This window comes from Nonomuraea sp. NPDC059023, from assembly GCF_042740095.1.
Lineage (GTDB): Bacteria > Actinomycetota > Actinomycetes > Streptosporangiales > Streptosporangiaceae > Nonomuraea.
The window spans coordinates 621,494-647,902 of sequence record NZ_JBHYIO010000001.1; the positions used below are offsets into that span (position 1 = coordinate 621,494).

General features: G+C 69.0%; 29 protein-coding genes. 20 read left to right on the forward strand and 9 right to left on the reverse strand.

Going from position 1 to position 26,409, the window contains the following annotated elements:
• Genes ACFWYW_RS02870 through ACFWYW_RS02880 form a run of 3 tightly spaced genes read left to right on the forward strand, consistent with a single transcriptional unit; the run spans window position 1 to window position 2,452 of the window.
• Window positions 1-963 carry an ABC transporter substrate-binding protein gene (locus ACFWYW_RS02870; RefSeq protein ID WP_379620316.1) on the forward strand — a complete coding sequence of 321 codons (963 nt, stop codon included), beginning with the start codon at window positions 1-3 and terminating at the stop codon, window positions 961-963.
• Window positions 960-1,706 carry an ABC transporter permease gene (locus ACFWYW_RS02875; RefSeq protein WP_379620318.1) on the forward strand — a complete coding sequence of 249 codons (747 nt, stop codon included), beginning with the start codon at window positions 960-962 and terminating at the stop codon, window positions 1,704-1,706. The genes ACFWYW_RS02870 and ACFWYW_RS02875 overlap by 4 nt, the downstream gene beginning before the upstream one ends.
• Window positions 1,703-2,452, forward strand: a complete 750-nt coding sequence (locus ACFWYW_RS02880) for an ABC transporter permease (protein ID WP_379620320.1) — start codon at window positions 1,703-1,705, stop codon at window positions 2,450-2,452. Before ACFWYW_RS02875 ends, ACFWYW_RS02880 begins: the two co-directional genes overlap by 4 nt.
• On the opposite strand, the gene ACFWYW_RS02885 is transcribed toward ACFWYW_RS02880, so the two are convergent.
• From ACFWYW_RS02885 to ACFWYW_RS02905, 5 genes are read right to left on the reverse strand one after another with little or no spacing between them, the layout of a single operon-like run.
• Window positions 2,449-2,856, reverse strand: coding sequence for a pyridoxamine 5'-phosphate oxidase family protein (locus ACFWYW_RS02885; protein ID WP_379620322.1), 408 nt, complete (start codon window positions 2,854-2,856; stop codon window positions 2,449-2,451). The genes ACFWYW_RS02880 and ACFWYW_RS02885 overlap by 4 nt on opposite strands.
• Window positions 2,846-4,300, reverse strand: a complete 1,455-nt coding sequence (locus ACFWYW_RS02890; RefSeq protein ID WP_379620324.1) for a dihydroorotase family protein — start codon at window positions 4,298-4,300, stop codon at window positions 2,846-2,848. The genes ACFWYW_RS02885 and ACFWYW_RS02890 overlap by 11 nt, the downstream gene beginning before the upstream one ends.
• Complete coding sequence (locus ACFWYW_RS02895; protein WP_379620326.1) at window positions 4,297-5,052, reverse strand: ABC transporter permease; 756 nt, start codon at window positions 5,050-5,052, stop codon at window positions 4,297-4,299. Before ACFWYW_RS02895 ends, ACFWYW_RS02890 begins: the two co-directional genes overlap by 4 nt.
• Window positions 5,049-5,858 (reverse strand): ABC transporter permease, encoded by an 810-nt coding sequence (locus ACFWYW_RS02900; RefSeq protein WP_379620328.1) that lies wholly within the window; start codon window positions 5,856-5,858, stop codon window positions 5,049-5,051. Before ACFWYW_RS02900 ends, ACFWYW_RS02895 begins: the two co-directional genes overlap by 4 nt.
• Window positions 5,855-6,850: an ABC transporter substrate-binding protein gene (locus ACFWYW_RS02905; protein ID WP_379620330.1), complete on the reverse strand. Its 996-nt coding sequence runs from the start codon at window positions 6,848-6,850 to the stop codon at window positions 5,855-5,857. The genes ACFWYW_RS02900 and ACFWYW_RS02905 overlap by 4 nt, the downstream gene beginning before the upstream one ends.
• Window positions 6,851-7,091: 241 nt before the next feature.
• Between ACFWYW_RS02905 and ACFWYW_RS02910 the strand changes: the two genes are divergently transcribed.
• From ACFWYW_RS02910 to ACFWYW_RS02930, 5 genes are all read left to right on the forward strand, one after another.
• Window positions 7,092-7,889: an SAM-dependent methyltransferase gene (locus ACFWYW_RS02910; protein ID WP_379620332.1), complete on the forward strand. Its 798-nt coding sequence runs from the start codon at window positions 7,092-7,094 to the stop codon at window positions 7,887-7,889.
• 23 nt (window positions 7,890-7,912) lie between these two features.
• Entirely contained in the window at window positions 7,913-8,356 is a 444-nt protein-coding gene (locus ACFWYW_RS02915; RefSeq protein ID WP_379620334.1) for a DUF3598 family protein, read from the forward strand.
• Window positions 8,357-8,484: 128 nt separating this feature from the next.
• Window positions 8,485-9,468 carry a DUF1838 family protein gene (locus tag ACFWYW_RS02920; RefSeq protein WP_379620336.1) on the forward strand — a complete coding sequence of 328 codons (984 nt, stop codon included), beginning with the start codon at window positions 8,485-8,487 and terminating at the stop codon, window positions 9,466-9,468.
• A gap of 2 nt (window positions 9,469-9,470) precedes the next feature.
• A complete protein-coding gene (locus ACFWYW_RS02925; protein WP_379620338.1) occupies window positions 9,471-10,844 on the forward strand; it encodes an aldehyde dehydrogenase family protein in 1,374 nt (457 codons plus the stop codon).
• Window positions 10,841-11,842 (forward strand): nitrilase-related carbon-nitrogen hydrolase, encoded by a 1,002-nt coding sequence (locus ACFWYW_RS02930; protein ID WP_379620340.1) that lies wholly within the window; start codon window positions 10,841-10,843, stop codon window positions 11,840-11,842. The genes ACFWYW_RS02925 and ACFWYW_RS02930 overlap by 4 nt, the downstream gene beginning before the upstream one ends.
• Before the next feature lie 43 nt (window positions 11,843-11,885).
• Here the strand turns inward: ACFWYW_RS02930 and ACFWYW_RS02935 are convergent, their stop codons facing one another.
• Genes ACFWYW_RS02935 through ACFWYW_RS02950 form a run of 4 tightly spaced genes read right to left on the reverse strand, consistent with a single transcriptional unit; the run spans window position 11,886 to window position 15,523 of the window.
• On the reverse strand, window positions 11,886-12,668 hold the full coding sequence (locus ACFWYW_RS02935; protein ID WP_379620342.1) for an ABC transporter permease: 783 nt from the start codon (window positions 12,666-12,668) through the stop codon (window positions 11,886-11,888).
• Window positions 12,665-13,438 (reverse strand): ABC transporter permease, encoded by a 774-nt coding sequence (locus ACFWYW_RS02940; protein ID WP_379620344.1) that lies wholly within the window; start codon window positions 13,436-13,438, stop codon window positions 12,665-12,667. The genes ACFWYW_RS02935 and ACFWYW_RS02940 overlap by 4 nt, the downstream gene beginning before the upstream one ends.
• Window positions 13,435-14,418: an ABC transporter substrate-binding protein gene (locus ACFWYW_RS02945; RefSeq protein ID WP_379620346.1), complete on the reverse strand. Its 984-nt coding sequence runs from the start codon at window positions 14,416-14,418 to the stop codon at window positions 13,435-13,437. The genes ACFWYW_RS02940 and ACFWYW_RS02945 overlap by 4 nt, the downstream gene beginning before the upstream one ends.
• A gap of 13 nt (window positions 14,419-14,431) precedes the next feature.
• A complete protein-coding gene (locus tag ACFWYW_RS02950) occupies window positions 14,432-15,523 on the reverse strand; it encodes an ABC transporter substrate-binding protein (protein ID WP_379620348.1) in 1,092 nt (363 codons plus the stop codon).
• A gap of 350 nt (window positions 15,524-15,873) precedes the next feature.
• Here ACFWYW_RS02950 and ACFWYW_RS02955 point away from each other — a divergent pair, with 350 nt between their 5' ends.
• The 12 genes from ACFWYW_RS02955 to lepB (ACFWYW_RS03010) all read left to right on the forward strand — a co-directional run bounded on the left by ACFWYW_RS02955 (window position 15,874) and on the right by lepB (ACFWYW_RS03010) (window position 26,393).
• Window positions 15,874-18,624: a nitrate- and nitrite sensing domain-containing protein gene (locus ACFWYW_RS02955; protein ID WP_379620350.1), complete on the forward strand. Its 2,751-nt coding sequence runs from the start codon at window positions 15,874-15,876 to the stop codon at window positions 18,622-18,624.
• A complete protein-coding gene (locus ACFWYW_RS02960; protein WP_184965570.1) occupies window positions 18,621-19,043 on the forward strand; it encodes a roadblock/LC7 domain-containing protein in 423 nt (140 codons plus the stop codon). Before ACFWYW_RS02955 ends, ACFWYW_RS02960 begins: the two co-directional genes overlap by 4 nt.
• Window positions 19,044-19,080: 37 nt before the next feature.
• Entirely contained in the window at window positions 19,081-19,482 is a 402-nt protein-coding gene (locus tag ACFWYW_RS02965; RefSeq protein ID WP_376773507.1) for a DUF742 domain-containing protein, read from the forward strand.
• Window positions 19,463-20,050 (forward strand): ATP/GTP-binding protein, encoded by a 588-nt coding sequence (locus ACFWYW_RS02970; protein WP_184965568.1) that lies wholly within the window; start codon window positions 19,463-19,465, stop codon window positions 20,048-20,050. Before ACFWYW_RS02965 ends, ACFWYW_RS02970 begins: the two co-directional genes overlap by 20 nt.
• 58 nt (window positions 20,051-20,108) lie before the next feature.
• A complete protein-coding gene (ffh, locus tag ACFWYW_RS02975) occupies window positions 20,109-21,674 on the forward strand; it encodes a signal recognition particle protein (protein WP_379620353.1) in 1,566 nt (521 codons plus the stop codon).
• Between the two features lie 213 nt (window positions 21,675-21,887).
• Window positions 21,888-22,352 (forward strand): 30S ribosomal protein S16, encoded by a 465-nt coding sequence (rpsP, locus tag ACFWYW_RS02980; RefSeq protein WP_379620355.1) that lies wholly within the window; start codon window positions 21,888-21,890, stop codon window positions 22,350-22,352.
• A 1-nt stretch (window position 22,353) separates the two neighbouring features.
• Window positions 22,354-22,599, forward strand: coding sequence for an RNA-binding protein (locus ACFWYW_RS02985; protein ID WP_379620357.1), 246 nt, complete (start codon window positions 22,354-22,356; stop codon window positions 22,597-22,599).
• Window positions 22,600-22,684: 85 nt separating this feature from the next.
• The gene (gene rimM, locus ACFWYW_RS02990; protein ID WP_379620359.1) at window positions 22,685-23,188 is read left to right on the forward strand and encodes a ribosome maturation factor RimM; all 504 of its coding nucleotides are present in this window, start codon (window positions 22,685-22,687) and stop codon (window positions 23,186-23,188) included.
• 1 nt (window position 23,189) lies between these two features.
• Window positions 23,190-23,957, forward strand: coding sequence for a tRNA (guanosine(37)-N1)-methyltransferase TrmD (gene trmD, locus ACFWYW_RS02995; RefSeq protein ID WP_379620361.1), 768 nt, complete (start codon window positions 23,190-23,192; stop codon window positions 23,955-23,957).
• Between the two features lie 488 nt (window positions 23,958-24,445).
• On the forward strand, window positions 24,446-24,808 hold the full coding sequence (gene rplS, locus ACFWYW_RS03000) for a 50S ribosomal protein L19 (RefSeq protein ID WP_379620363.1): 363 nt from the start codon (window positions 24,446-24,448) through the stop codon (window positions 24,806-24,808).
• A gap of 125 nt (window positions 24,809-24,933) precedes the next feature.
• On the forward strand, window positions 24,934-25,797 hold the full coding sequence (lepB, locus tag ACFWYW_RS03005; protein ID WP_184965559.1) for a signal peptidase I: 864 nt from the start codon (window positions 24,934-24,936) through the stop codon (window positions 25,795-25,797).
• Window positions 25,797-26,393 carry a signal peptidase I gene (lepB, locus tag ACFWYW_RS03010; RefSeq protein ID WP_379620365.1) on the forward strand — a complete coding sequence of 199 codons (597 nt, stop codon included), beginning with the start codon at window positions 25,797-25,799 and terminating at the stop codon, window positions 26,391-26,393. Before lepB (ACFWYW_RS03005) ends, lepB (ACFWYW_RS03010) begins: the two co-directional genes overlap by 1 nt.
• Window positions 26,394-26,409: the final 16 nt, after the last annotated feature.

A 26,409-nucleotide genomic window follows, 5' to 3' on the forward strand; every position in this document is an offset into this window, starting at 1 on the left:
ATGTCGCTGTTAGTGGTCCTGGTGGCCGCGACGGCGCTGGCGGGATGTGGCTCGGGGACGGACGCGGCGGAGCCGGGCAAGACCGCCGCGGGCCGGGAGTCGAGTGTGGTCAAGGCGATGGCGCTGCCGTTCCTCGACCAGGCGGGGCTGCACGTGGGGCTCGACAAGGGCGTCTTCAAGAGCGAGGGCCTGGACCTCACCGCGCAGTTCTTCACCGACAGCAAGGCGGGCAGCGTCGCCTTCAACAGCGGCGAGGTCGACCTGGGCTTCGCCAACTACGTGAGCCTGCTGCAGATCATCGACAACGGCGCCAAACTGAAGATCATTTCTGAGGGGTCGGTCGGCAAGCCCGGCGTCCAGGCGGTCATGGTGCCGGAGTCCTCGCCGATCAAGACGGTCAAGGACCTGGAGGGCAAGAAGGTCGCCGTCGCGGTGCTGAAGAACGTCCAGCCGCTCATGCTCAACGCGGTCCTGCGCGACGCCGGCGCCGATCCGGCCAAGGTCGAGTACGTGCAGGTGCCGGTCCCGAACACGATCGCCGCGGTCGAGGCGGGACAGGTGGACGCCGCCGCCTTCACCGAGCCGTTCACCAGCCAGGCCGCGGGCAAGGGCTTCCGCCTCGTCACCGACCTGGCCTCCGGCACCACGCAGAACTGGCCCACCGCCGGCTACTTCGTCAAGCAGGAGTGGATCGACGCCAACCCGAAGACCGCCGCCGCCCTCGCCACGGCACTCGGCAAGGCGCAGAGCCTGGCCGCCGACCGGGTCAGCGTCGAGAAGGTCCTGCAACTGCCCTCCTACACCAAGATGGACGCCACGACCGCCGCGGCGATCAAGCTCGTCGACTTCCCGACCGCGCCCGATGCCGCCCGCCTGCAGCGCGTCATCGACCAGATGAAGGTCGAGGGCCTGCTCAAGGGCGGCCTCAAGGCCGCCGACCTCATCTACACCCCGGGCGGTTGACCGGGCTCCGCCGGCGCGGCGCCGTGGGCGTCGCGCTGTTGCTGGCCGGACTTGAGGCGCTGGGCCGGGCGAGTGGGGGCACGCTGCCGCCCGCCGGGGACATCCTGGCCAGGGCGGCGGCGCTCGCCCTGGAGCCCGGCTACCTGTCCCACCTCGCGGGCACCCTGCTCACCTGGGCGGGCGGCACCCTCCTGGCCACCGCCCTCGCGATCCCGGCCGGGCTGCTGCTCGGCAGCCTGCCGGGCGTGGAGCGGGCGAGCAGGGCGGTGCTGGAGTTCCTCCGCCCGATGCCGGGCGTCGCGCTCTTCCCGCTGGTCGGCATGATGCTCGGCTCCGGCGGCACCACCCGGGTCGTGGTCGTCACCTACGTCGCGCTGTGGCCGGTCCTGTTCAACGCCGTGTACGGGCTGCGCGACGTCGAGCCGGTGGCCGTGGACACGCTGCGCGCCTTCGGCTTCGGCCGTACCGCGGTGATGGTGCGGGTCTCGCTGCCGAGCGCGGCGCCGTTCATCGCCACCGGTGTACGGCTGGCGGCCGGCATCGCCCTGATCGCCACCATCGCCGGTGAGATCTTCATGGGCACCGGCCAGGGGATCGGGGTGCACGTGGCCCAGTCCACGTTCGTCCCCGACGCCACGGTGGAGGTGCTGGCCGTCACCGTCTGGGCCGCCCTGCTCGGCCTGCTCGCGAACACCCTGCTGGTACGCGGCGAGCGCCGCCTGCTCCCCTGGACCCACCGGTGATCCGCTGGGCGGTGTTCGCCGCCTGCGCGCTGGCCTGGGAGGCGCTGTCGCGCTCGGCGGGCAACCGCTTCTTCCCGCCGCCCTCGCAGATCGCGGCGCGCATGTACGAGATGTGGTTCTCCGGCTCCTACATCCTCACCGGCCAGGCGATCGAGCACTTCGCCCCCAGCCTGGGCAGGCTGGCCGCCGGGCTCGCGGGCGCGGTGGTCACCGGGGTGGTCCTGGGCTTCGTCCTGGGCCGGTCGGAGAAGGCGCGCGCCTACGCCGACCCCGTGCTGCAGCTCTTCCGCGCCGTCCCGCCCCCGCTGCTGGTGCCGGTCTTCATCGTGCTGCTCAGCGTCGGCACCCAGATGCAGCTGGCCACGATCGCCTTCGCCACGATCTGGCCGATCCTGCTCAACACCGCCGACGGCGTCAAAGGCGTGGACCGGCAGCATCTGGAGACCGCCCAGGTCTTCCGCCTGACCGCCGCCCAGCGGCTGTGGCGGGTGCTGGTGCCGTCGGCGCTGCCGAAGGTGTTCGCGGGCCTGCGGCTGAGCATGTCCGTGGCGCTGATCCTCATGGTCTTCGCCGAGCTGATGCCCGGCTCGTCCAATGGCATCGGCTACCTGCTGCAGGACGCCTACGCGGTCGGCGACCTGCCCAGGATGTGGTCGGCGGTGGTGCTGATCGGGGTCCTCGGGTACGCGCTCAACGCGGTGTTGCTGGCCGTACAGCGCAGGGTGCTGGCCTGGCAGGGCGGCTAGAACGCGCGGCGGATCGGGGGCGCGTACCCGGCCGAGTCGATCCCCCACGAGGAGATCGAGGCGGGCAGCAGCTCGAGCCACTGCGGACCGCCGCCGCGCACCACCTGCTCGCCGCCGTCGTCGTGGAGCTTGGCGGTGCCGCGGATGAGCAGGCCGCGCGGCACGCCGTCCTCGGTGTAGTCGTCCACGACGATCGCCAGCTCCGGGTTCTCGGCGGCGTTGTCGCGGTAGGCGCGCCGCTGCCCGCGGACGGGCAGGTCGCGCGCGCCGATCTCCAGCGACCGCCCGTCCTCCGACAGCCGGAACCGCACCGGCACCACGTGCGGGCGCCGGTCCGCGCCGGCGCTGGCCAGCCGGCCGATCGTGTGGTCACGCAGGTAGAGGAGCTCGCCTTCAGTGAACACCGGGCCTCACGAGATAGGAGCCGAGGGGACGGCCGATGATCTTACCGGCGTCCATGACGTGGTGGCCGCGCACGAACGTGTCGGTCACCCGAGCGGTCAGCTCGAAGCCCTCGAACGGCGTGTACTCCTGCGTGGACTCCGAGTCGGCCGCGTGCACCGTCCACGTCTGGTCCGGGTCGACCAGCGCCACGTCCGCGTCGTAGCCGGGCGCGATCGTGCCCTTGGACCGCAGGCCGTACCTGCGCGCGGGGTTCCACGAGGTGAGCGCCGCGATTCTTCCGTACGGCAGGCCGCGCCGCCGCCCCTCGGAGACGAGCCCCGGCAGCAGGTACTCCGCGCCGCCGAACCCCGCCTTGGCCACGAACACGTCGTCCCGCGGCTCGCCGTACTTCAGTTCCTCGCGGCAGCAGGCGTGGTCGCTGACCACCCAGTCGACGGTGCCGTCGAGCACGTACTCCCACAGCGCCTCGACGTCCTCCCGCGGCCGGATGGGCGGGTTGACCTTGCCGCCCAGCCCTTCCGCGGTCTCGACGGAGGCCAGCAGGTGCCCGATGGTGACCTCGCGGCGGAAGTCGATGTTCGGGAAGGCGGCGGCCATGCGCACCGCGGCGTCCAGCGCCTTGCGCGAGGACAGGTGCAACAGGTTGATGTTGGCCAGCCCGGTCTCGTGGGCCAGGTAGGAGGCGATGAAGACGGCCAGGCCCTCGGAGTGCGGCGGCCGCGAGGCGCTGTAGGCGGCCAGGCCGCTGAGCTCGCCGGCCTCCTCGACCAGCTTGGTGTAGGCGGTCATGATCTCGGCGGTCTCGCAGTGCAGCGACAGCGAGATCTCGCCGGCCAGGTCGGGGAAGCGCTCGCGGGCCGCCTGGACGCCGCGCATGACGAACTCGAAGTGGGCGTAGTCGTAGCGCTCGCCGTCGGGCAGCATGAGGAAGCGGCTCTGGTCGTTGGAACGGCCGTGCAGGCCGTGCCCGCCGTAGAACATGAAGATCTTGAAGCTGGGCACGCCGTGCTTCTCGATCAGGTCGGGCAGTTCCGCGATGTGCGTGCTCGACATGGGCGCCAGGTGGAAGCCGTAGTCGATGTAGGCGCGGCCCTCGGCCCGGGAGAGCACCTCGGGGAAGAACTCGGCGTAGGGGCCGCCCCGGTTGAGGTAGTACTGGCCGGTGCGCATGTAGGTGAGCGCGGTGGTGACTCCGCCCTGGGCGGCCGCCCGGCTCTCGGTCGAGGCGTCCTCCTCCAGCGCGTTGTAGATGCCCCAGTGCTGGTGGGCGTCGACCACGCCGGGGAAGGCGAGCTTGCCGTTCCCCTCGATGACGTCGTCGCCGGGCGGCAGGCCGGGGGCGACCGCGGTGATGCGGCCGTCCGTTATCGCGATGTCCGCCTCGACGGGTTCGTCACGCTCGTGGGTGACCACCCGCACGTTCCTGATCAGCAGGTCTGTCATGACCGCCTCCGGTTGTGGTGCCAGGCGAGGACGCGGCGCTCGCCCATGAGGAACAGGGAGTTGAGAAGGAAGCCCAGCACGCCGAGCATCACGACGCCGGCCCACAGGGCGGGCATGTCGGCATTGTTCGAGGCGAGGCTGAGCAGGTAGCCGATGCCCTCCGTGCTGCCCTTGAGCTCGGAGACGACCATGAGGATGAGCGCCAGCGAGACGCTCAGCCGCAGCCCCGCGAAGATCTTGGGGGAGGCGGCGGGCAGGATGATGCGCAGGACCCGCAGGTGGGCGGGGATACCGAAGACGGTCGCCGTCTCGATCTGCATCCGCTCCACGTGGCGGGCGCCGTCGATGGAGTTCAGCAGGATCGGCCAGATGATGCCGAAGATGATCGTGGCCACCTGGACCTCGGTGCCCATGCTGAACAACACCAGGAAGACCGGGAGCATCGCCGGCGGCGGCACCGCCCGGCCGAACTCCACGAGCGGGTCGATGTAGTCGGCCAGCCATCGCGTACGCCCCAGCGCCACGCCCAGCAGGACGCCGACCAGGACCGCCACGCACCAGGCGCCGACCACCCTGGCCAGGCTCGGCCAGACGTGCCCGATCGCCTCCTCGGCGGCGAACATCTCATACAGCCGCACCACGATGCGCGAGGGCGCGGGGAAGTACGGGCTGGCGACCGCGACCGCGGCCAGTTCCCAGCCGAGCAGGACGACGGGGATCAGCCAGAGCCGCTTGACGAGAGTCTTGATCATGAGCTGCGCCACCTGAACAACCGCCGCTCGGCGCGCAGCAGCACCGCGTTGACCACCAGGCCGACCAGCCCGGCCCAGATCAGCGTCGCGATCACGTCGAGCATGGCCGACTCGCCGATGCCGGTGCTGGCCTCGATGAGGAACCTGCCCACGCCGCTGGCGCCGCCGACGAAGTACTCCACGCTGATGGCCAGGATGAGGGTGACCGAGGCGGCCAGCCGTACACCGGTGAAGATGAACGGCGCCGCGCTCGGCAGCGCCACCCGCCACACCACCGCGCCCGCGCCGAAGCCGAACGAGCGCAGGGTCTCGGTGGCGACCGGGTCGACGTCGCGCACGCCGTACAGGGTGTTGATGAGGATGGGCCAGGACGCGGCGTAGACGATCAGCGCGATCTTGGCGTTGATCTCCGGGGTGAAGAAGAACAGCGCCAGCGGGATCAGCGCGACCGACGGGATGGGCCGCAGAAACTCCACGATGGCGCGTGTGGTCTCCTCGACCACCGGCACCGTTCCGAGCAGCAGCCCCACCGGTACGGCCAGCAGCACCGCGAGCCCGAGCCCGAGGATCGCGGCGGTCAGCGTCGCGGCCAGGTCGCCGAGGAAGACGGGGTCGGCGGCCAGCGTGGCGAACCTGATCAGCGAGTCGGAGGCGTTCGGCAGCCAGGTGAACAGCCCGGCCCGGCTGACGACCTCCCACAGAAGCAGAAAAGCCGCCACGCCGATGACGTGGCGGGTGATCTTCGCTATGGGGACGCGGGCGAGCGGGTCGCGCTCGCGCCGCGTTCCGTCGATCGCTGCGGTCATCCCTGCGGATTGACGATCATCGTGCTCACGTCCATCTTCGCCTTCAGGAAGCCGTACTCGGCCATCAGGTCGGCGACGCGTTGGATGCGCTGGGCGTTCAGCGAGGTCGGGTAGTTGCCGAGGTTGATCGTCGCGGCCGTTTCCTTGGGGATCTTGGTGAACGTGGGCAGGATCGCGGTCACCGCGTCACGGTCGGTGGCGGCGATGTTCTGCGCCTTGGCCATCGCGCGCTGGAAGGCGGCCATGGTCTTGGGGTTCTCGCTGATCCACTTCTCGGTGGCGGCCCAGCCGGTGATGGGCAGGCTCTCGGTGGGGCCAGACATGGTGTCGATCAGCATGGTGGCGCCGAGCTTGCTCTCCGCCTCGCTGACGTACGGGTCGGTCATCCAGACCGCGTCCGCGTCGCCCTTCTCCAGCGATGACAGCCAGTTGGTGGTCGCGATCTCGACGTAGGTGACGTCCTTCTGCGGGTCAACGCCGTTGATCTTCAGGTGCGGGTTCATGGTGAGAACGCCGAGTCCCTTGAGCGCGTTGACGCCGATCTTCTTTCCCTTGAGGTCGGAGATTTTCTTGATCGGTGAATTCTTCGCGACCATCACGCCGAACGCGCCGCTGGCTCCCTGATAGGAGTCGGCGATGTACTTGAACTTCTCCGAACCGCCCTCCTGAATGGTCAGGATGGTGGCGTAGCTGCCAAGGACGACGTCCATCTGGCCGTTGCTGAGCTTGGGCAAGACGGCCTGCGGAGCCTGGATGGGCTCCTGCCTGACATCAAGTCCCTGCTCCTTGAAGAAGCCGCGTTCCATGGCGATGAACAGGGGCGCCGAGTCGGCTCCGGGGTACTGGCCGATGAGCAACGAGGTCTTCTCCAGACCCGACGCGTTGGCCGTACCCCCCGGTTTGCTTTCGGTCCCGGATCCAGAACACCCCGCAATCACCAGGGTTGTCGCCAGGCCGATCAGGGCGGTGCGCCCCAGGGCACGTAACCGCATGCCGTGTCTCCTTATGAACCAGGGGGTGTGAGCGACGATGACACGCACTGTAACGCACGAGAAGAGATTTAAAGGAGATATAGTGGATATGTCAGTTTTAGCCTTTTGACCGTCGGATTTAAATTAAACCGCGTACTTTGTCCGGTTTTATGGGTATTTATGTTGGTATGTCGTGTAGATGGCAGGGTGGCTTTCCGGATAGGCTCAGAGGGCGATCATAGGTTTGGGTGTAAGGGGTGTCGTGGCAGACGTCGATGGTGAGGCTCCCTACGGACTGAATCTGTCGGAGGCCAGCCCTGCTCGTGTGTACGACTACCTGCTCGGGGGCAAGGACAACTTCGGTGTCGACCGGGCCGAGGGTGAGCGCATCCGCGCGCTCATGCCCGGTGTCGAGATCGGGGTCCGCGCGCAACGCGCGGTGCTGGGCAGGGTCGTCAGGTTTCTGGTCGGAGAGGTCGGTCTACGCCAGCTGATCGACATCGGCACCGGGTTACCGACAGCCGAAAACGTGCATCAGGTGGCCCACTCGGTCGATCCCGGGGTGCGTGTCGCCTATGTGGACAACGACCCCCATGTCCTGGTCCATGCCAGAGCGCTGCTGGCCAGGAACGTCAACACGCTCGCCGTACACGCCGACCTGCGCGAGCCCGCCGCCCTGCTGGGCGATCGCGAGCTGACCGCGCACATCGACCTCAAGCGGCCGGTCGGCCTGATCCTCTGCGGGATCCTCCACCACGTCCAGGACGAGGAAGACCCCTGGCACCTCACGAAGGAACTCGTCGCCGCCCTTCCCTCGGGCAGCTACGTGTTCATCCACCACCTCCTGAACAGGGGCGACGAGCAGAGCCGTTCGCTGCTGGAGGCCCGGAACACCCGATACCGCACCAAGGATGAGATCGCCCGCTTCTTCGCGGGTCTTGAAATGGTCGATCCCGGGCTGGTAGGGGTGCCTGACTGGCGTCCCGACCCCGATCAACCGTTCCAGGAGAGCCATCCGGTGCTGAAACTGGCGGTCGCCGGCGTCGGCCGCAAACCATGACCAACCCTGCAAGAGGTGTTCCTATGGGGCTTCGTGATGACATGCCGCTTCTCGCCCGCCACGAGGGCGAGTGGGAGGGCACGTACACCCACCTTGACGCGGACGGCAACCTGATCGACCGCCACCGCTCCCACCTGACCTGCACCATCGTGGACGACAAGACCTACCACCAGGTCAACCGCTACACCTGGGACGACGGCAGGACCGAGGAACTCCAGTTCCCCGGCACGTACCTGGGCAACGGGCGCTGCGGCTTCGACACCGAGCGCATCAAGGGCGAGTTCTGGGAGCTGGACGCGTCCACGATCTACCTGAGCTGGATCTACAAGGCAGCCGACGAGGACCTGCGGCTGTTCGAGCTGATCGTGCTCAGCGACGACGGCAAGAGCAAGAGCCGCGTCTGGCAGTGGGTCAAGGGCGGCGTCTGCGTCAAGCGCACGCTGATCGACGAGCGACGGGTGGCCTGACCCCCGCCCCGGCCGCCCGGACCGAGGGCGGCCGGGGGCTCTGCCCGGAGCCGACACGCGCGTTGACAGAGTCTCTCCGATGATGATCGTATTTCCCCCGCTATCGCCGCCCCACCTCCGGAGACACGATGTTGAAGCGCCGTGGACCGTCCTTCGCTATCGCCTTATCCGCCGTCATGCTGACCGGTCTCGCACCGGGAGCCGCCGTCGCCGCCGACATCGACGACCCCTGGGCTCCGGGCCCCATCTACCGGACGGTCACCGACGACGCCGGACAGCTCCAGCTGCAGTCCATGGGCCGCCCCGACGGCCAGGACATGGTCTTCCGCATCTCCGGCTCGGTCTACGCCAACGTGGAGGGCAACGCCCTCGACCCCAAGATCCGTCACGGCCAGAAGCTGTTCAACCTCGAGGGCTACAACATCCGCCGGCTCTACCGCGTGCCCGGCACCACGCAGATCCACCAGCTCTCCCGCGAGATCGTCTTCTACACCAGCCCCACCAACCCGACGCAGATCCTCACCGAGTGGACCAACCCCGTCGACGGCAAGATCTACCCGGTCGTGCCGATCAACAACGACAGGGTGGCCTTCGGCCCGTTCAACGTCACCCCCTCCTACGTCGGCCTGCCCCTGCAGCAGCGGCACGAGGAAACGGCGTGGACCAGCGACATCCCGGTCAACACCAACTTCACCACCACGCTCGGCGAGAGCTTCGGCCTCAAGAACGGTCACTACAGCGCGATGGAGATGTTCGACTTCTACGTCGACGACCGTGAGCGCGCCGCCCGCACCGTCGACGGCACCGTCCCCACCCTCGCCATGAAGACCAAGATCAGCTGGAGCCGCACCAGCCCGTGGGCGCCCTTCATGTGCCTGCCGGAGGCGAGCGTCCAGGGCCAGCTTACCTACCACGCGCGAAGCTGGGCGCTCAACTCCTACGCTGAGGTCGAGCCGTGGCTGCGTGCCAAGGTCGACCTGCAGTACCCGCTCTACCAGGCCGCTCCCACCGACCCCGGCGCCAGCGAGAACTCCTGGTCGTCGTTCTACAACAAGCAACTGGGCCGGGGTGCCACCACCTGGGCCCAGTGGTGCACCACCAACGGAAGGTAACCATGACGCAGGTCAGGAACCCGCTCACCGGGGAAACCGACCGCCTGCTCGCACCACCGTCGCCCGCGCTGCTCACGGCCACGGCCGCCGAGCTGCGCGCGGCGGCGCCCGCCTGGCGCGAGGCGGACCGAGGGGCCGTGCTCAACCGTTTCGGGGCCGCGCTGGCCACCGACGAAGAACTGCTCGCCGCGCTCGTGGCCGACACCGGCCGCACCGGCGAGTCGGTGCTGGAACGTCAGATCGTGGCGGGCATGATCGAGCGGTGGGTACGGCAGGCCCCCGCCCTTCTCGCCCCGCCCCAGGACGAGCCCGCCGGCCTGCCCGGCATCGTGGTCGGCGGCGAGGCGGTGCCGTACGAGCTGGTCGGGGTGATCAGCCCGTGGAACTTCCCGCTGCTGCTCGGCCTCATCGACGCGATCCCGGCGCTGGCCGCCGGGTGCGCGGTGCTGGTCAAGCCCAGCGAGGTGACACCCAGGTTCATCGAGCCGCTCATGAGGCTGGTGCCCGAGGAGCTGCCCCTGCGGGTGGTCGAGGGCGCGGGGGAGACCGGCGCCGCGCTGATCGACCTCGTCGACGCGGTCGTGTTCACCGGCAGCGTGCCCACCGGGCGCAAGGTCGGTGAGGCCGCGGCCAAGGCGTTCATCCCCGCCTTCCTGGAACTCGGCGGCAAGGACCCGGCCATCGTGCTGGCCGGCAGCGACCTCGACCGGGCCGCCGCCGCCGTCCTGTGGGGCGGCACCGCCAACGCCGGGCAGGCCTGCCAGTCGATCGAGCGCGTCTACGTGGAGCGGGCCGTACACGCGGAGTTCCTCGCGCTGCTCGCCGACAAGGCGGCCAAGGTGACGCTGACCTGCGAGGGCGGCCCCATCGGCCCGATCATCGCGGCCGACCAGGCCGGCGTCATCGAGCGCCACCTCGCCGACGCCGTCGAGCGCGGCGCGGTCGTGCATACCGGCGGCCAGATCGAGCACCACGGCGGCGGGCTGTGGTGCCGCCCGACCGTGGTGTCGGGCGTGGACCACTCGATGGCGCTCATGACCGAGGAGACGTTCGGGCCGATCCTGCCGGTGATGGCCGTGGACGACGCCGACGAGGCGGTGCGGCTGGCCAACGACTGCGCGTACGGGCTGTCCGGGGCGGTCTTCGCCGCCACCGAGCAGGAGGCCCGCGCGCTGGCGCGGCGGCTGGAGGTGGGCGCGGTCAGCGTCAACGACGCCTCCCTGACGGCGCTGGTGCACGAAGGGGAGAAGAACTCCTTCAAGCTCTCCGGCCTCGGCGGCTCGCGCATGGGCAAGGTCTCGATCAACCGGTTCGTCCGCCGCCGCGCCCACCTGGTCAACCGCTCGGCCGCGGCCGACCCGTGGTGGCACCGGTGACCGCCTACCGGGCGCTGGCCCTGCAACTGGAGACCCGGGCGGTGACGGGGCTGGCCGACCCGCGTTCGGAGATCAGGGCGGCCATCGCCCGTGTGGACGCGGGCCTCGGCGGCTCCAAGGCCTGGATCGGTCCCGACCTGCGCCTGGTCGTCCTGCCCGAGTACGTGCTGACCGGCTTCCCCATCAGCGAGAGCGTCGCCGCCTGGCGGGACAAGGCGGCCCTGGCCCCCGACGGCGAGGAGTACAAGGAACTCGCCGAGATCGCCGGCCGCCACGGCGTCTACCTGTGCGTCAACGCCTACGAGAGCGACGAGCACTTCCCCGAGCTGTTCTTCCAGGCCTGCGTGATCCTCTCCCCGGACGGCGAGACCGTGCTGCGCTACCGCAGGCTCCACTCCATGTACTCGCCCAGCCCCTACGACGTGTGGGAGCGCTACCTCGGCGTCTACGGCATGGACGCGGTGCTGCCGGTGGCCAGGACCGAGATCGGCAACCTGGCCGCGCTGGCCTCGGAGGAGATCCTCTACCCGGAGCTGGCCAGGTCGCTGGCGCTGCGCGGCGCCGAGGTCTTCTGCCACCCGACCTCGGAGGCCTCCGCCCCGGCGCTGACGCCCAAGGCGATCGGCCGCCGGGCGCGCGCCATCGAGAACATGGCCTACGTGGTCTCGGCCAACAGCGGCGGCCTGAGCGGCATCTCCATCCCCGGCGACTCCACCAACGGCGGCTCCGAGGTCCTCGACTTCGAGGGCCGCGTGCTGGCCGTCGCCGGGCCGGGGGAGTCGGTGATCGCCGCGGCCGAGCTCGACCTCGACGGGCTGCGCCGCTTCCGCACCCGCCCCGGCATGACCAACCTGCTCTCCCGCGTGAAACCGGCCCTGTGGGCCGAGGAGTACGCCCGCCACGACGTCGAGCGCCCCGACGGCCTGGCCGGCGCCGAGCCCGGCCGCGCCTGGTTCGTCGCCCGCCAGAAAGAGGTCATCGAGCGCCTGTACGGCTGACGCGCGGACGCCCCCTCCCCTCGCGAATCGGGAAGGGGGCGTCTCAGCGGGTACGGCTGGCCCGATGCCAGCCCAATGTCATCCGCTCCACCCCGATGAACACGGCGTTGAGCAGGATCCCGAGAATGCCCAGCAGCACGATGCCCGCCCACATGGCCGGGATGTCGAACTCGCTCTGCGCCTCCAGCATGCGGTGCCCGATGCCCTCGCTGCTGCCGACCAGCTCGGAGACGACCATCATGATGAGCGCCAGGGAGACGCTCAGCCGCAGCCCGGCGAAGATCTTCGGCGCCGCCGCCGGCAGGATGATGCGGAACACCCGCTGCGTCCTGCTCAGCCGGAAGACGTCCCCGGTCTCCATGTACTGCTTGTCGACGAAGCGCGCCCCGTCCGCGGCGTTGATCAGCACCGGCCAGACGACGCCGTAGACGATCGAGGCCAGCTGCATCGGCGTACCGATCTTGAACAGGATGAGGAAGATCGGCAGGAGCGTCGACGGCGGCACCGAGCGGCCGAAGTGGATCAGCGGGTCGGCCAGCGCCGACAGCCAGCGCGAACGGCCCAGCAGGACGCCGAGCGCCACCCCCGCCGCCGCGGCCATGGCCCAGCCGGCCATGAGCCTTGCCAGGCTCGGGACCAGGTCGGCGATCGCCTCGTCGGTGAGGAAGACCCGTGACAGCGGCCCGGAGAACCACATCTCGTGCAGCCGGACCACGATGACGCTCGGTGGCGGGAAGTAGGTGGCCTCGGCCTGCCGCGTGCCCAGTTCCCAGGCCAGGACGGCGACGGGCAGCAGCCAGTACCAGGCGAGCCTGCGTATGATCATGATGTCGATCCCTGGTGCCAGTGGAACAACCGGCGCTCACCGGCCATGAACAACGCGTTGGCCGCCAGGCCGATCAGGCCCGCCCAGATCGTTCCCGCCAGCATCCTGTCGATGCGGTTGGCGCCGCTGGCCAGGGAGAGGAAGTTGCCGATCCCGCCGCCGCCACCGGCGATGAGCTCGACGCTCACCGCCACGATCAGCGTGACCGACAGGGCGATGCGGATGCCGGTGGCGATGAACGGCGCCGCGCTGGGCAGGCTGACCCGCAGCACGATCGACATGCCGCCGAACCCGAAGCTGCGCAGGGTCTGCTTGGCCTGGGGGTCGACGTCGCTCAGGCCGTACATCGTGTTGATGAGCAGTGGCCACGCGCAGGTGTAGACGATCAGCGCGATCTTGGCGTCCTGGCTCGCGGGGAACAGGAACATCGCCAGCGGGATCAGCGAGACCGAGGGGATGGGCCGCAGAAACTCCACCAGCGGCCGCACGGAGCGCTCCACCACGGGAACGGTGCCGAGCAGCAGCCCGGCGGGCACCGCGGTGACGATCGCGATCACCAGGCCGATGAGACAGGCCAGCAGGGTGTTGCCGACCTCGGACAGGAACTCGCCCTCGACGGCGATCTCGGCCGTGGTGGCCAGCACGGTCGAGACGAGCGGGATGATCTCGGGATCGATGACCCCGAGACGTCCCAGGCCCTCTACGAGAACGAGGAATCCCAGGACGCCGGCGGCGCCCAGGATTCCTCGTCTGTTGCGGAGAGTGCTCATTCGACCTTGGCGGGGATGAGTGTCGAGACGTCCATCTTCGCCTTGAGATAGCCGTAGCCGTGGAGCAGGTCGGCCAGCTTCTGGAACGCGGCCATGTCCGGCTCCATGCCGAAGGTGCCGAGCTTCATCGCGGCGACGGCCGGCGCGGGGATCTGGGTGTAGGTCGGGACCACCTCGTTGATGGCGTTGCGGTCCTCACCGGCGATCTTCTGCGCCTTGGCCAGCGCGCGGTGGAAGGCCGCGGCCGTCTTCGGGTTGTCGGCCAGCCACTTCTCCGACACGCCCCAGCCGTCGATCGGGATGCCCGCGGTCGGACCGCTGGTCGTGTCGATGATCTGGGTCGCGCCCTCCTTGATCGCGGCCGACAGGAAGGGCTCCACCAGCCAGGCGGCGTCGACCTTCTTGGAGGCCAGGGCGCCGAGCTGGTCGGCGAACTGGATCGCCACGAACTTCACGTCCTCCGGCTTGAGACCGGCCGCCTGAAGGTGGGCGTTGGTGGTGGTCTGGCCGAGCGCCTTCAGCACGTTGACCGCGACGGTCTTGCCCTTGAGGTCGGTCGTCGCCTTGACCGGCGAGTCCTTGGGCACGACGACGCCTGCGATGCCGGGGGCGCCGGTCTGGACGTGCTGGAACAGCTTGAGCTTGGCCGCGCCGGAGTCCTGGATGGCCATCAGCGAGACGTAGCTGGTGAGGAAGGCGTCCATGCTGCCGTTGAGGATCTTCGGCATGACCGCCTGCGGAGCCTGGATGATCTCCGTCTTGACGGTCAGGCCCTCCGCCTTGAAGAAGCCGCGCTTCTCGGCGATGTACAGCGGCGAGGAGGAGGGCACGGGCACCACGCCTACGGTGATCGTGCTCTTCTCCAGCCCGCCGGCGGGGGCCGAGCCCTGCGCCTTCGGCGTCTCCTTCTGCCCGCCGCCGCACGCGGCCAGGGCGAGAACGGTCGCGAAGGCGACGGTGACGACCCGCGTTAATCTCATGTTTTCGCTCCTGCTACTGCTCGGGTCCGTTGAAGACCATAGTGGGGACATCAATCTTGCTCTTCAGATAGCCGAACTCGTGCATGAGGTCGGCCACGCGCTGGATGCGCGTCGCGTTGAGCGAGGTCGGGAAGGTCCCCATGGCCATGGTCATGACCGCTTCCTTGGGGATCTGCGTGTACTTCGGGACCACCTCGGCCAGCGCGGAACGGTCGGTCGCGGCCAGGCGCTGCGCCTTCTGGACGGCGCGCTGGAAGGCGGCGGCGGTCTTGGGGTGCTTGGCCACCCACGCGTCGGTACTGCCCCAGCCGTCGATCGGCAGCGACTCGGTCGGGCCGGTGTTGGTGTCGAGCAGCACGCGCGCGCCGCCCTGCTGCGCCGCCGACAGGAACGGCTCCACGAGCCAGGCGGCGTCCACGGTACCGGTCTTCAGCGCGGCGATCTGCGCCTGGAAGTCGATCGCGGTGAACTTGACGTCCTGCGGGCTGAGCTCGTTGATCTGCAGGTGGGCGCTGACGGAGAGCTCGCCGAGGTTCTTGAGCGAGTTGACGCCGATGGTCTTGCCCTTGAGCTCCTTGGCGCTCTGCAGCTTGGAGTCCTTCGGGACGACTACAGCGGCGATGCCGGGCGCGCCCTGGAGGGTATCGGACAGGATCTTGATCTTCTGACCACTGTCCTGAAGGTTTAGGAACGACACGTAACTGCCCTTGAAGATGTCCATGCTGCCGTTTTCGATCTTGGGCATGACCGCCTGCGGCGCCTGGATGACCTCCATCTTGACGTTGAGGCCCTCTTGTTTGAAGAAACCCCGCGCTTCGGCGATGTAGACCGGCGCGGACGACGGCACGGGGGAGACCCCGATGGTGATCGTCGTCTTCTCAAGGCCCCCACCTGCGGAGGAACCAGAGGGAGAGCCTGAGCCGCTGCTGCAGGCGGCAAGGGAAACGGCCACGACGAGCCCGATTACGGACACGCGGAGGGTAGGCCCGAAAGTCATGAGTCTCCTCGACGGGGTGGTGCAAGGGTTCCGCGAGCGTCCCGAGCGACAGGTGGGAGCCGTGCGAACAGGCGGAGATCGTACCGGAGCCCCGGTCGCAATTGCCATGAAATCATCCGATTTGTGTTGTCCGAAATATCGAAGGCTGGGTCGTATGTCCGAAATAATGACCTTTGAGGTGATAATGAAGATGTGATATGGCAGGGAGTGGGTGATTTGCAATGCTTGATGAGTTCGGTGAGACCGGAGTGTTGGCCTGAGTTAGGAGGATGTGCTCAAATAGCTCCTTGTTCCGAGGGTTGTCCCGTCTATCCCTCACCACCCCGTGGAACCCGCGAGGAAGTGCCAGTCACGTGAGGAAACGATCCGGCGCGAACCAGCGTGGCACGCAGAGTCCGGTGCCCACGCAGGCACACTCCAAAGCCGGTGGCGGTAGGTTCCGACTCCGCAACTGGCGCGTGCGATGGCGGCTCATCGCGCTCATCGCCGTCCCGACCGCCGTCGGTGTGTGGATCGGCGGCCTGCAGATCGTGGACTCCATCGGCCGGGCCAACGCCTATCAGCGTGTCCTGGAAAAGGCGGAATTGGGGGATTCCATCACTGAGCTCGTCCACGAGCTCGCCCTGGAACGTGACCGGGCCGTCCAGTACGTCGCCGTAGGACGCCGCAAGCCCGCGGAAGCCGACTTACGCGGCACGTTCACCCCCGTCGACAAGGCCGTCACCGCGTTCAACCAGAAGGCCGCCGTCATCTCCGACGCGCACGGCGAGAGCGTCAGCCTCATGGTCCAGCAGATGCAGGGCCGCCTCGAGGAGATCGCCTTCGCCCGCGACACGGTCATCAAGTCGCAGCTGCCCGCGCTGCCCACGATGCGCAAGTACTCCCAGATCATCGACGCGCTCCAGAAGTTCCACGACGAGATCGGCCAGGGCGACGTCGACGAGACCCTCAGCAACAGCGTCCGCGCCTTCAGCGCCCTGACGCGCGCGAAGGACGCCGCCTCCCAGCAGCGCGGACTGCTGGCCGCCGCCGCCACGACCGGCGCGTTCCAGACCGGCGAGCAGGAAGCCTTCGGCGGCGCCCGCGCCCAGCAGGAGAGCGAGATCGCCGCCTTCCGGTCGACCGCCTCCATCGACGAGCTGCAGTTCTACGAGGACACCGTCACCGGCGCCGACGTCGACCGCGCGGCGCTGTTCCGCCTGCGCGCGCTGTCGCAGGCCGCCGAGGGCAGCGCCATCGACCTCGACTCCCGCACCCGCGCGGACGCCGACCGCTGGTTCGAGTCGATCACCGGCGCCATCGACGCCATGCGCACCGTGGAGAAGCGGCTGTCACAGTCGATCAACGTGCAGAGCCGCGGGCTGAAGGACTCCGCCCAGACCTCCGCGCTGTTCGCCGCGGTCGGCTCCGGCCTGCTGCTGATCCTGGTCCTGATCGTCACCACCCTGATGGCCCGCTCGCTGGTCAGCCCGCTGCGCCGGCTGCGCAGCGAGGCCCTGCACATCGCCGGTCAGCGCCTGCCGGACACCGTGCGCACCATGCGCGAGACCGTCGACGCCAGCACGCCCGAGGTGCCGCCCATCGGCGTCGTCTCCGAGGACGAGATCGGTGAAGTGGCCCGCGCCTTCGACGAGGTCCACCGCGAGGCGGTACGGCTGGCGGGCGAGGAGTCCAGGCTCCGGAGCAACGTCAACGCCATGTTCGTCAACCTCTCGCGCCGCTCCCAGACCCTCGTCGAGCGCCAGATCACCCTCATCGACGGCCTGGAGCAGGGCGAGCAGGACGAGAGCCGGCTGGCCAACCTGTTCAAGCTCGACCACCTCGCCACCCGCATGCGCCGCAACAGCGAGAACCTCCTGGTCCTCGCCGGCCAGGACCCGCCCCGCCGCTGGAGCCAGCCGGTCAAGCTGGTCGACGTCGCCCGCGCCTCCCTGTCGGAGGTCGAGAACTACGAGCGCGTCGTCCTCCAGGTGCCCGACGGCGTCTCCGTCGCCGGACAGGCCGTCAACGACGTCATCCACCTGCTGGCCGAGCTGGTCGAGAACGCCCTGTCGTTCTCCCCGCGCGAGACCCGCGTCACCGTCTCCGGCAGCCGCATCGACGGCGGCGGCGTCATGCTGTCGATCACCGACTCCGGCATCGGCATGACCGGCGAGGAACTCACCCAGGCCAACGACCGCCTCACCGACGCGCCCACGGTCGACGTCTCCGTCTCCCGGCGCATGGGCCTGTTCGTGGTCGCCCGCCTGGCCCACCGCCACGGCATCCGCGTGCAACTGCGCCCCCACGGCTCCGGCGGCCTGACCGCCATGGTCCTGCTGCCGGAGGCGCTGCTCGGCGCCCAGGCCGCCGCCATGGCCGGCGCGGGCACCGGACCCGGCCCGGTCAGCGCGCCGCCCCCGCCCCCGCCCGTGGTCGAGCCGTTCAACGGCCAGCCCATGCAGTGGGGCCAGCAGATGCCCGGCGGCCACCCCTCCTTCCCGTCGAACCCGGCGAGCGGCTCGTGGCCTTCGATGCCCCAATGGCCCTCCGAAGGCGGCGTCCCCGCCGGCGGTGGCGGCGGCGGGAACGGCGGCTGGCCGTCCGACCCGCGCGGCGGCGGCCCCGACACCTCGGACGTGTGGGTGCCCTCACGCAACACCGGCGGTGGCGGCTGGGGCAACGAACCCCCGCTGCCCAAACGCCAGCCCGCGCCTCCATCGGAGGAGGTGTCCACCTGGTCGTTCAACCGCGAGCAGCAGCAGCAACAACCGCAGCGCCCGCAGAACCGCTACGACTTCCCCGAGACCGAATCGGCCGCCACCGGGCCCATCCCGGCGGTGAACCAGGGCGACGAGTTCCTGCCGATCTTCGCCTCGGTGGAGTCGGCCTGGTTCGAGCACAACGACAACGGCGGCGGCAACTGGGGCTCGACCAAGGCCGACGCGGGCTGGAGCGCGGCGGAAGCCGTACGCGAGCCGGTGCGAGACGCGCCGACGGCGGCGGGACTGCCGAAGCGCGTCCCCAAGGCCAACCTGGTGCCGGGCTCCGCCGACACCGCCAGCGCGCCGAAGGGCGTGGCCCCGGTACGCAACGTCTCGCCCGACCGGGTACGCAGCCGGCTGAGCAGTTTCCAGCAGGGCTTCAGAGCAGCACGTGATGACATCAGCGAAGGCAGGGCGTATCCCCCTGGCTCGAAGCACGTTGATAGCAGGGAGGAGGGCGAATGAACGACCTGAGCCACGCGGCGCGCGGGGTCGACTGGCTGATCACTGATTTCGTCAGCACCGTTCCCGGGGTCGCCCATGCTGTTGTGGTCTCTTCCGACGGGTTACCGCTCGCGGCCTCCGCCGGCTTCCCGACGGACAGGGCCGACCAGCTGGCCGCGATCGCCTCCGGGCTGATCAGCCTCACCCAGGGCGCCGCCCGGGTCTTCGAGGGCGGGGTGGTCAACCAGACCATCGTGGAGATGGAACGCGGTCTCATGCTGATCATGTCGATCAGCGACGGCTCGTGCCTGGCGGTCCTGGCCGCCCCCGACTGCGACATGGGGCTGGTCGCCTACCAGATGACCCTGATGGTGGACCGTGCCGGGCAGGTGCTGACCCCCGCGGTACGCGCCGAACTGCGCGCCAGCCAGACCAGGTGATCAGCGTGAGCGACCATAGCTGCGAGGTGCACGCCTCGTGAACAGCCACCCTAGCTGGAACAGCGGCGGCGGCTGGGAACCCCCGCCGCCGCCCCACAACGACCCCGCCTCGCCGGTACGCCCGTACGCGGTGACGGGCGGGCGCACGGCGCCGCGGGTCAAGCTCGCCATGGAGGCCCTGGTGTCCTCGGCCACGGCCGAACACCGGGAGTTCTCGCACATCACCCCCGAGTACCAGGCGATCTCCCAGCTGTGCCGCCAGGTGCGCTCGGTCGCCGAGGTCTCCGCGCTCCTGCGGATACCACTGGGCGTGGTGCGGGTACTGATCGCCGACATGGCGGCAGAAGGTCTGGTCCGCGTGCACCAGCCAGCGCTGGAAGCCGGAAGGCCGGACGTGTCTTTGCTCGAAAGGGTGCTCAGTGGACTTCGCAGGCTCTAGCCCCGGCCTCACCTCGACGAAGATCGTGGTGGCCGGAGGCTTCGGTGTCGGTAAGACGACGTTCGTCGGCGCGGTGTCGGAGATCATGCCGCTGACCACGGAGGCGGTCATGACAGACGCCTCGGCGGGGATCGACGACCTCGGGATGACACCACTGAAGTCCACGACGACCGTGGCCATGGACTTCGGCCGCGTGTCGCTGGACCGTGACCTCATCCTCTACCTGTTCGGCACGCCGGGTCAGCACCGGTTCTGGTTCATGTGGGACGACCTGGTGCGCGGCGCCATCGGCGCGGTCGTGCTGGTGGACACCCGGCGCCTGGCCGACAGCTTCCCCGCCATCGACTACTTCGAAGAGGCGCAGCTGCCGTTCGTCGTGGGCGTCAACGGCTGGGACGGCCAGTACCCCCACAGCGACGGCGAGGTGCGCGACGCGCTCACGCTGGCGCCGCACATCCCGCTGGTGCGCCTGGACGCCCGGTCCAAGGACTCGGTCAAGAGCGCGCTCATCCACCTGGTCGAGCACGCCCTTACGGTACGCATGGCCGTGCCCGGCTGGAATGGCTGAAGGAGCGACTAGGCTGGGTCCAGACCACGCATAACCGCATCGAGGACTGGCCAACCACGTGTTCGAGACGCTTTCCGACCGGTTGACATCGGTCTTCTCCTCCCTCCGTTCCAAGGGTCGGCTGTCCGACGCCGACATCGACGCGACCACCCGCGAGATCCGCATCGCGCTGCTCGAGGCCGATGTCGCGCTGCCGGTGGTCAAGGCGTTCGTCGCCCAGGTCAAGGAGCGTGCCCGGGGCTCGGAGGTCTCCGGCGCGCTCAACCCGGCGCAGCAGGTCGTCAAGATCGTCAACGAGGAGCTCATCGCCATCCTCGGCGGCGAGACGCGCAGGCTCCGCTTCGCCAAGACGCCGCCGACCGTCATCATGCTGGCGGGTCTGCAGGGCGCGGGCAAGACGACACTGGCCGGCAAGCTGGCCCGCTGGCTGCGCGAGCAGGGCCACGTGCCGCTGCTGGTCGCCGCGGACCTGCAGCGTCCCAACGCGGTCAACCAGCTCCAGGTCATGGGCGAGCGCGCGGGCGTCGTCACCTACGCGCCCGAGCCCGGCAACGGCGTCGGCGACCCGATCGAGGTCGCCAGGCAGTCGATCGAGGTCGCCCGCCAGAAGCAGCACGACGTGGTCCTCATCGACACCGCCGGCCGCCTGGGCATCGACCAGGAGATGATGAAGCAGGCCGCCGACATCCGCGACGCGGTCTCGCCCGACGAGGTCCTCTTCGTGGTCGACGCCATGATCGGCCAGGACGCGGTGACCACCGCCCAGGCGTTCATGGAGGGCGTCGGCTTCGACGGCGTGGTCCTGACCAAGCTCGACGGCGACGCCCGCGGCGGCGCGGCCCTCTCGGTGCGGCACATCACCGGCAAGCCGATCATGTTCGCCTCCACGGGCGAGAAGCTGGAAGACTTCGACGCCTTCCACCCCGACCGGATGGCCTCCCGCATCCTCGACATGGGTGACGTCCTCACCCTGATCGAGCAGGCGCAGAAGACGTTCGACGAGGAGCAGGCCGCCAAGATGGCGGGCAAGCTCACCTCGGGCGAGAACTTCACGCTCGAGGACTTCCTCGAGCAGATGATGATGGTCCAGAAGATGGGCCCCATCAAAAACCTGCTCGGCATGATGCCCGGCATGGGGCAGATGCGCGACCAGCTCGACTCCATCGACGACCGCGACCTCGACCGCATCGCCGCGATCATCCGCTCGATGACCCCGGGCGAGCGCAGCGACCCGAAGATCATCAACGGCTCCCGCCGGGCCCGCATCGCCGCCGGCTCCGGCGTGACGGTGACCGCGGTCAGCAACCTCATCACCCGCTTCCACGAAGCCCAGAAGATGATGAAGCGGATGGCCGGCGGCATGGGCATCCCCGGCATGCCGGGCGGCCGTAACAAGGCCGCCAAGCAGCAGAAGAAGAACAAGAAGGGCCGCAGGGTCAGCGGCGACCCGCGCAAGGCGGCGCTGGGCAAGCCCGCCCCGTCCCCCGAGGACGACGCCGCGCCCCCCAAGAAGGGCGGCCTGCTGGGCAACCTCGGCGGCGGTCCCAAACTCCCGCCCGGGATGCAGCTTCCGCCCGGTTTCGACCCGTCGAAGTTCCAGCTTCCCGGCGACGACAAGAAATAGCTTCCCGTGGGGTACGGCGCGCGCCGCCGTGCCCCACGTGCCGTGTCGCTGTCAGTACCCACGGTCTGGCACAATGGCATGTTGGAACACCGTGACCAGGCGGGTGCCCTCTCACCTCCCGCCGGCCGCGCCTGTCCCTCGAGCGGCCCGCCATCGTGCCCCACTCGATGGCAAACCGTTCACCCACGCTCGATTGCAGGAGAGACCACACCCGTGGCAGTCAAGATCAAGCTCAAGCGGCTCGGCATGATCCGCAACCCGCAGTACCGCATCGTCGTCGCCGACAGCCGCACCAAGCGTGACGGCCGGGCGATCGAGGAGATCGGCCTGTACCACCCGAAGGAAGACCCTTCGCTCATCCAGATCGACGCCGAGCGCGCCGCCTACTGGCTGGGTGTGGGCGCGCAGCCGACCGAGCCCGTGCTCAAGCTGCTCAAGCTCACCGGTGACTGGCAGAAGTTCAAGGGCGAGGCCGCGCCGGCTCCGCTGAAGGTGGCCGAGGCCCCCGCCGACCGCCACGCGGTCTACGAGGCCGCCGCCAAGGAGGCCCTGTCCGGTGGCGACACCGGCAACAGCGGCACCACGCCGAAGAAGGCGAAGAAGAAGGACGAGGCTCCGGCTCCGGCCGAGGCCCCCGCCGAGACGCCGGCCGAGACCCCCACCGAGGGCGAGGGCTGACGTGCTCGAGGAGGCCCTCGAGCACCTCGTTAAGGGCATCGTCGAACATCCTGACGACGTCCGGGTCCGCGCACGCCGCATTCGCAGCGGGCGCGTTCTCGAGGTCCGGGTGCACCCCGACGACCTCGGTAAGGTCATCGGCCGCGGCGGCCGCACCGCTAAGGCGCTGCGCACCGTCGTGAACGCACTGGCTGACGGAAAGTACGTCCGGGTCGATCTGCTCGACCTGCACGAAACGGTCCGCTAGCCCGCTGGTTTCACGCGCCCTCATCGGTTCTCCGATGGGGGCGCTCGCGTTGGGGCGTGCCGTACATGGAGAGAAGGAAAAGATCGTGCAGCTGGTAGTGGGGCGGATCGGACGTCCGCATGGTGTCCGCGGCGAGGTCACCGTGGAGGTGCGCACCGACGAGCCCGAGCTGCGTTTCGCGCCCGGCACCGCGCTGACCACCGACCCGGCCGCGCGCGGCCCGCTCGTCGTCGAGAGCCGCCGCTGGAACAAGAGCGTGCTGCTGCTGCGCTTCGAGGGCTTCACCGCGCGCGATGCGGCCGAGGAACTGCGCGGCACCATGCTCGTCATCGACTCCGCCGACGTGGCGCCCTCCGACGACCCCGACGAGTTCCACGACCACCAGCTCATCGGGCTCGCGGTCGTGACCGTCGCGGGCACGCGCGTGGGTGAGGTGACCGACGTGCTCCACCACGGCCAGGACCTCCTCGTCGTACGCCGCGGCGGCGGCCGGGAAGACGCCCTGATCCCGTTCGTGAAGGCGCTGGTGCCCGAGGTCGACCTGCCCGGGGGCAAGCTGGTCGTCGACCCGCCGGAGGGGTTGCTCTGACATGCTTCGCCTCGACATCGTCTCGATCTTCCCCGAGTACTTCGCCCCCCTCGACGTCTCTCTGATCGGCAAGGCCCGCGAGCGCGGCACCCTCGACGTCCGCCTCCACCAACTGCGCGACTGGGCGCACGACGTGCACAAGACCGTCGACGACACCCCCTACGGCGGTGGTCCCGGCATGGTGATGAAGCCCGAGGTGTGGGGCGAGGCGATCGACACCGTGATCGGCGACGGCGCACCCCGCATGATCGTGCCGACGCCGAGCGGACGGCCGTTCACGCAGGAGCTGGCGCAGGAGCTGGCGCGCGAGGAGTGGCTGCTGTTCTGCTGCGGGCGCTACGAGGGCATCGACTCCCGCGTCATGACCGAGTACGGCTCGCGCCTGCGCGTGGACGAGGTGAGCATCGGCGACTATGTGCTGGCCGGGGGTGAGGTCGCGGTGCTGGTGATGGTGGAGGCGATCGGCCGGTTGCTGCCCGGTGTACTGGGCAACGCGTGCTCGGTGGTGGATGACTCGTTCGCTCCTGGTTCGATGCGTAATCTCCTGGAAGGGCCCGTCTTCACCAAGCCGCCGGTTTGGCGGGGGCATGAGGTGCCTGGTGTGTTGCTGAGCGGGCACCATGGGAAGGTCGCCCGGTGGCGACGGGACCAGGCCCTGCGCCGTACCGTCGCGAACCGGCCGGAACTGGCGGCGGACCTGGACCCGGAAACGCTCGACAAACACGACCGGGCCCTACTCGAAGAACTGCACACGCCGGAATCCCCCTAACACCCCTCGCCATCCCCCTTCACAGCCGTGCGGCCAGAGCCGCCCGCACCCTTGGCCCGACGTCCCCCGCCACCGTGCGGGCGCGCGAGGCCCCCACGGCCCCCTGGCCCAACGGCCCTCGTCATCCCTGCATGCGGCGCGTCCTCGGCTGCCGCGGGCCCAGGGTTTTCTGACCACCTGGACCCCCTTCGGCGTCGTGCAGGCGGAGCCCTCCCACGGGCTTGTTCCCCGGGGTCCTCGCCCGAGAGGCCCTGCCGTTCTGCGTCTGAGCCCTTTTGTTGTCCTTCTGGAGGCCGAGCTCTCTTGGCAGGCTTCGTTTCGCTTCACGCGCGAACATGTGGCAAACTGAATCGCTGCCAACCCGTCATGTGGTTGGTTCGCCGTGCCCGGGGGACGCCCGGGTTCATCATGGAAGCAGGCGTGTCCGCCGCGAGCCGCGGCCGGGTGGACCTCCGCGTGCTCGCGAAGACTTTGAGGTAACAGCTCTCATGCACACGAAGATCCAGGAGCTCGACAAAGCGACCCTGCGCAGCGACGTGCCGGACTTCCGTCCCGGTGACACGCTCGAGGTTCACGTGCGAGTCGTCGAAGGCAACCGGTCGCGTATCCAGGTCTTCAAGGGCTTCGTGCTGCGCCGCCAGGGCGCCGGCGCCCGCGAGACCTTCACCGTCCGCAAGGTGAGCTACGGCGTGGGCGTCGAGCGCACCTTCCCGGTGCACAGCCCGGTCATCGAGAAGATCGTGCTGGTCACCCGCGGCGACGTCCGCCGCGCCAAGCTCTACTACATGCGTGACCTGCGCGGCAAGGCCGCCCGCATCCGCGAGAAGCGTGAGAACGCGCCCGCCAAGTAAGGCGCGATCCAAAAGCCCGGTACCGCTTGGCCGTACCGGGCTTTTCTTTATATGGAACGACTCGCGGGCGGGTATACCGTCGGTCGAGGCTTGTCGAGCCCATGCATCATCTAGGCTCGTCAGCGATGACTAGCGAGAGCCAGGAGAACGGCGCAGCGCGCCGCCCTGTCAAGGACGAGGTGGACGTGGTCGCCGAAGAGACTCAGAAGGCCAAGGACCCCAAAAAGAAGGACAAGAAAGGGTCGTTCTGGAAGGAACTTCCCGTCCTGGTCGTCGTGGCCCTCGTACTGGCCTTGATCATCAAGACGTTCGTGATCCAGGCGTTCTACATTCCGTCTGAGTCGATGGAGAACACCCTGCTGAAGAACGACAGGGTGCTGGTGAACAAGCTGGTCTACCACACGCGTGACATCGAGCGCGGTGACGTCGTGGTCTTCTCCGGGGTCGACTCCTGGGACGGCGAGTTCGTGATGGAGGAGCCGTCGAACCCGATCGCGGCCTTCTTCCGCTGGGTGGGCACGGCCTTCGGTGTGGTTCCCGGTGAGAAGGACTACATCAAGCGCGTCATCGGCGTCGGCGGCGACAAGGTGAAGTGCTGCGACTCCAAGGGCCGCATCTCCGTCAATGGCGTGGCGATCGATGAGGAAAGCTACCTCTATCCGGGCAATGTGCCGTCGCGGGAGCCGTTCGAGATCACGGTGCCCGAAGGGCGGCTGTGGGTGATGGGCGACCACCGCGTGGTCTCGCTCGACTCGCGTGCCCACCAGGGCGATCCGGGTGGCGGTTCGATCCCGGAGAGCCAGGTCATCGGGCGGGCGTTCGTCATCGTCTGGCCTTTCTCGCGGGCGGCGACGCTGCCGATCCCCGAGACGTTCGCGCAGCCCGCGCTGCAGGCCATGGCCGGGGGGCTGCCGCTGGTCGCCGGGTTCGCGTTCGCGGTGCCGCTGGTGCTGGTGCGTCGGCGGTGGGTGCTGAGGAGGAAGCGCTGATGGCCGTCACCAAGAAGGCGGAGCCCGCCGAGAAGAAGAAGAAAAAGGGCGGATTCCGCGAGACGGTGCTCCTGCTGGTGCTGGGCGTCGGCATCGCGCTGCTGCTGCAGGCGTTCGTGGTCGGCTCCTTCTACATCCCGTCGGAGTCGATGGAGAACACGCTTCAGATCAACGACCGGGTGTTCGTCAACAAGCTCGCCGGCAAGCCGGAGCGGGGTGACATTGTGGTCTTCAAGGGCTGGGACGGACAGGACACCATCAAGCGCGTCATCGGCGTCGGCGGCGACAAGGTGGCGTGCTGCGACTCCAAGCGCCGGGTCACGGTCAACGGCGTCGCGCTTGACGAGAAGTCCTACCTGTTCCCGGACAACGAGCCGTCGGGCGAGGGCTTCAAGTACACCGTGCCGGCGGGCAAGCTGTTCCTCATGGGCGACCACCGGTCGATGTCGCAGGACTCGCGTGACCACGTCAAGCAGGAGGGCGCCGCCGGGTGGATCTCCGAGGAGGACGTGGTCGGCAAGGCGTTCGTACGCTACTGGCCGCTGGGCCGGGGCGAGATCTTCCAGAAACCGGAGTCCTTCGACAAGGTGAAGTAAGCGCCTTTCCGGTCGC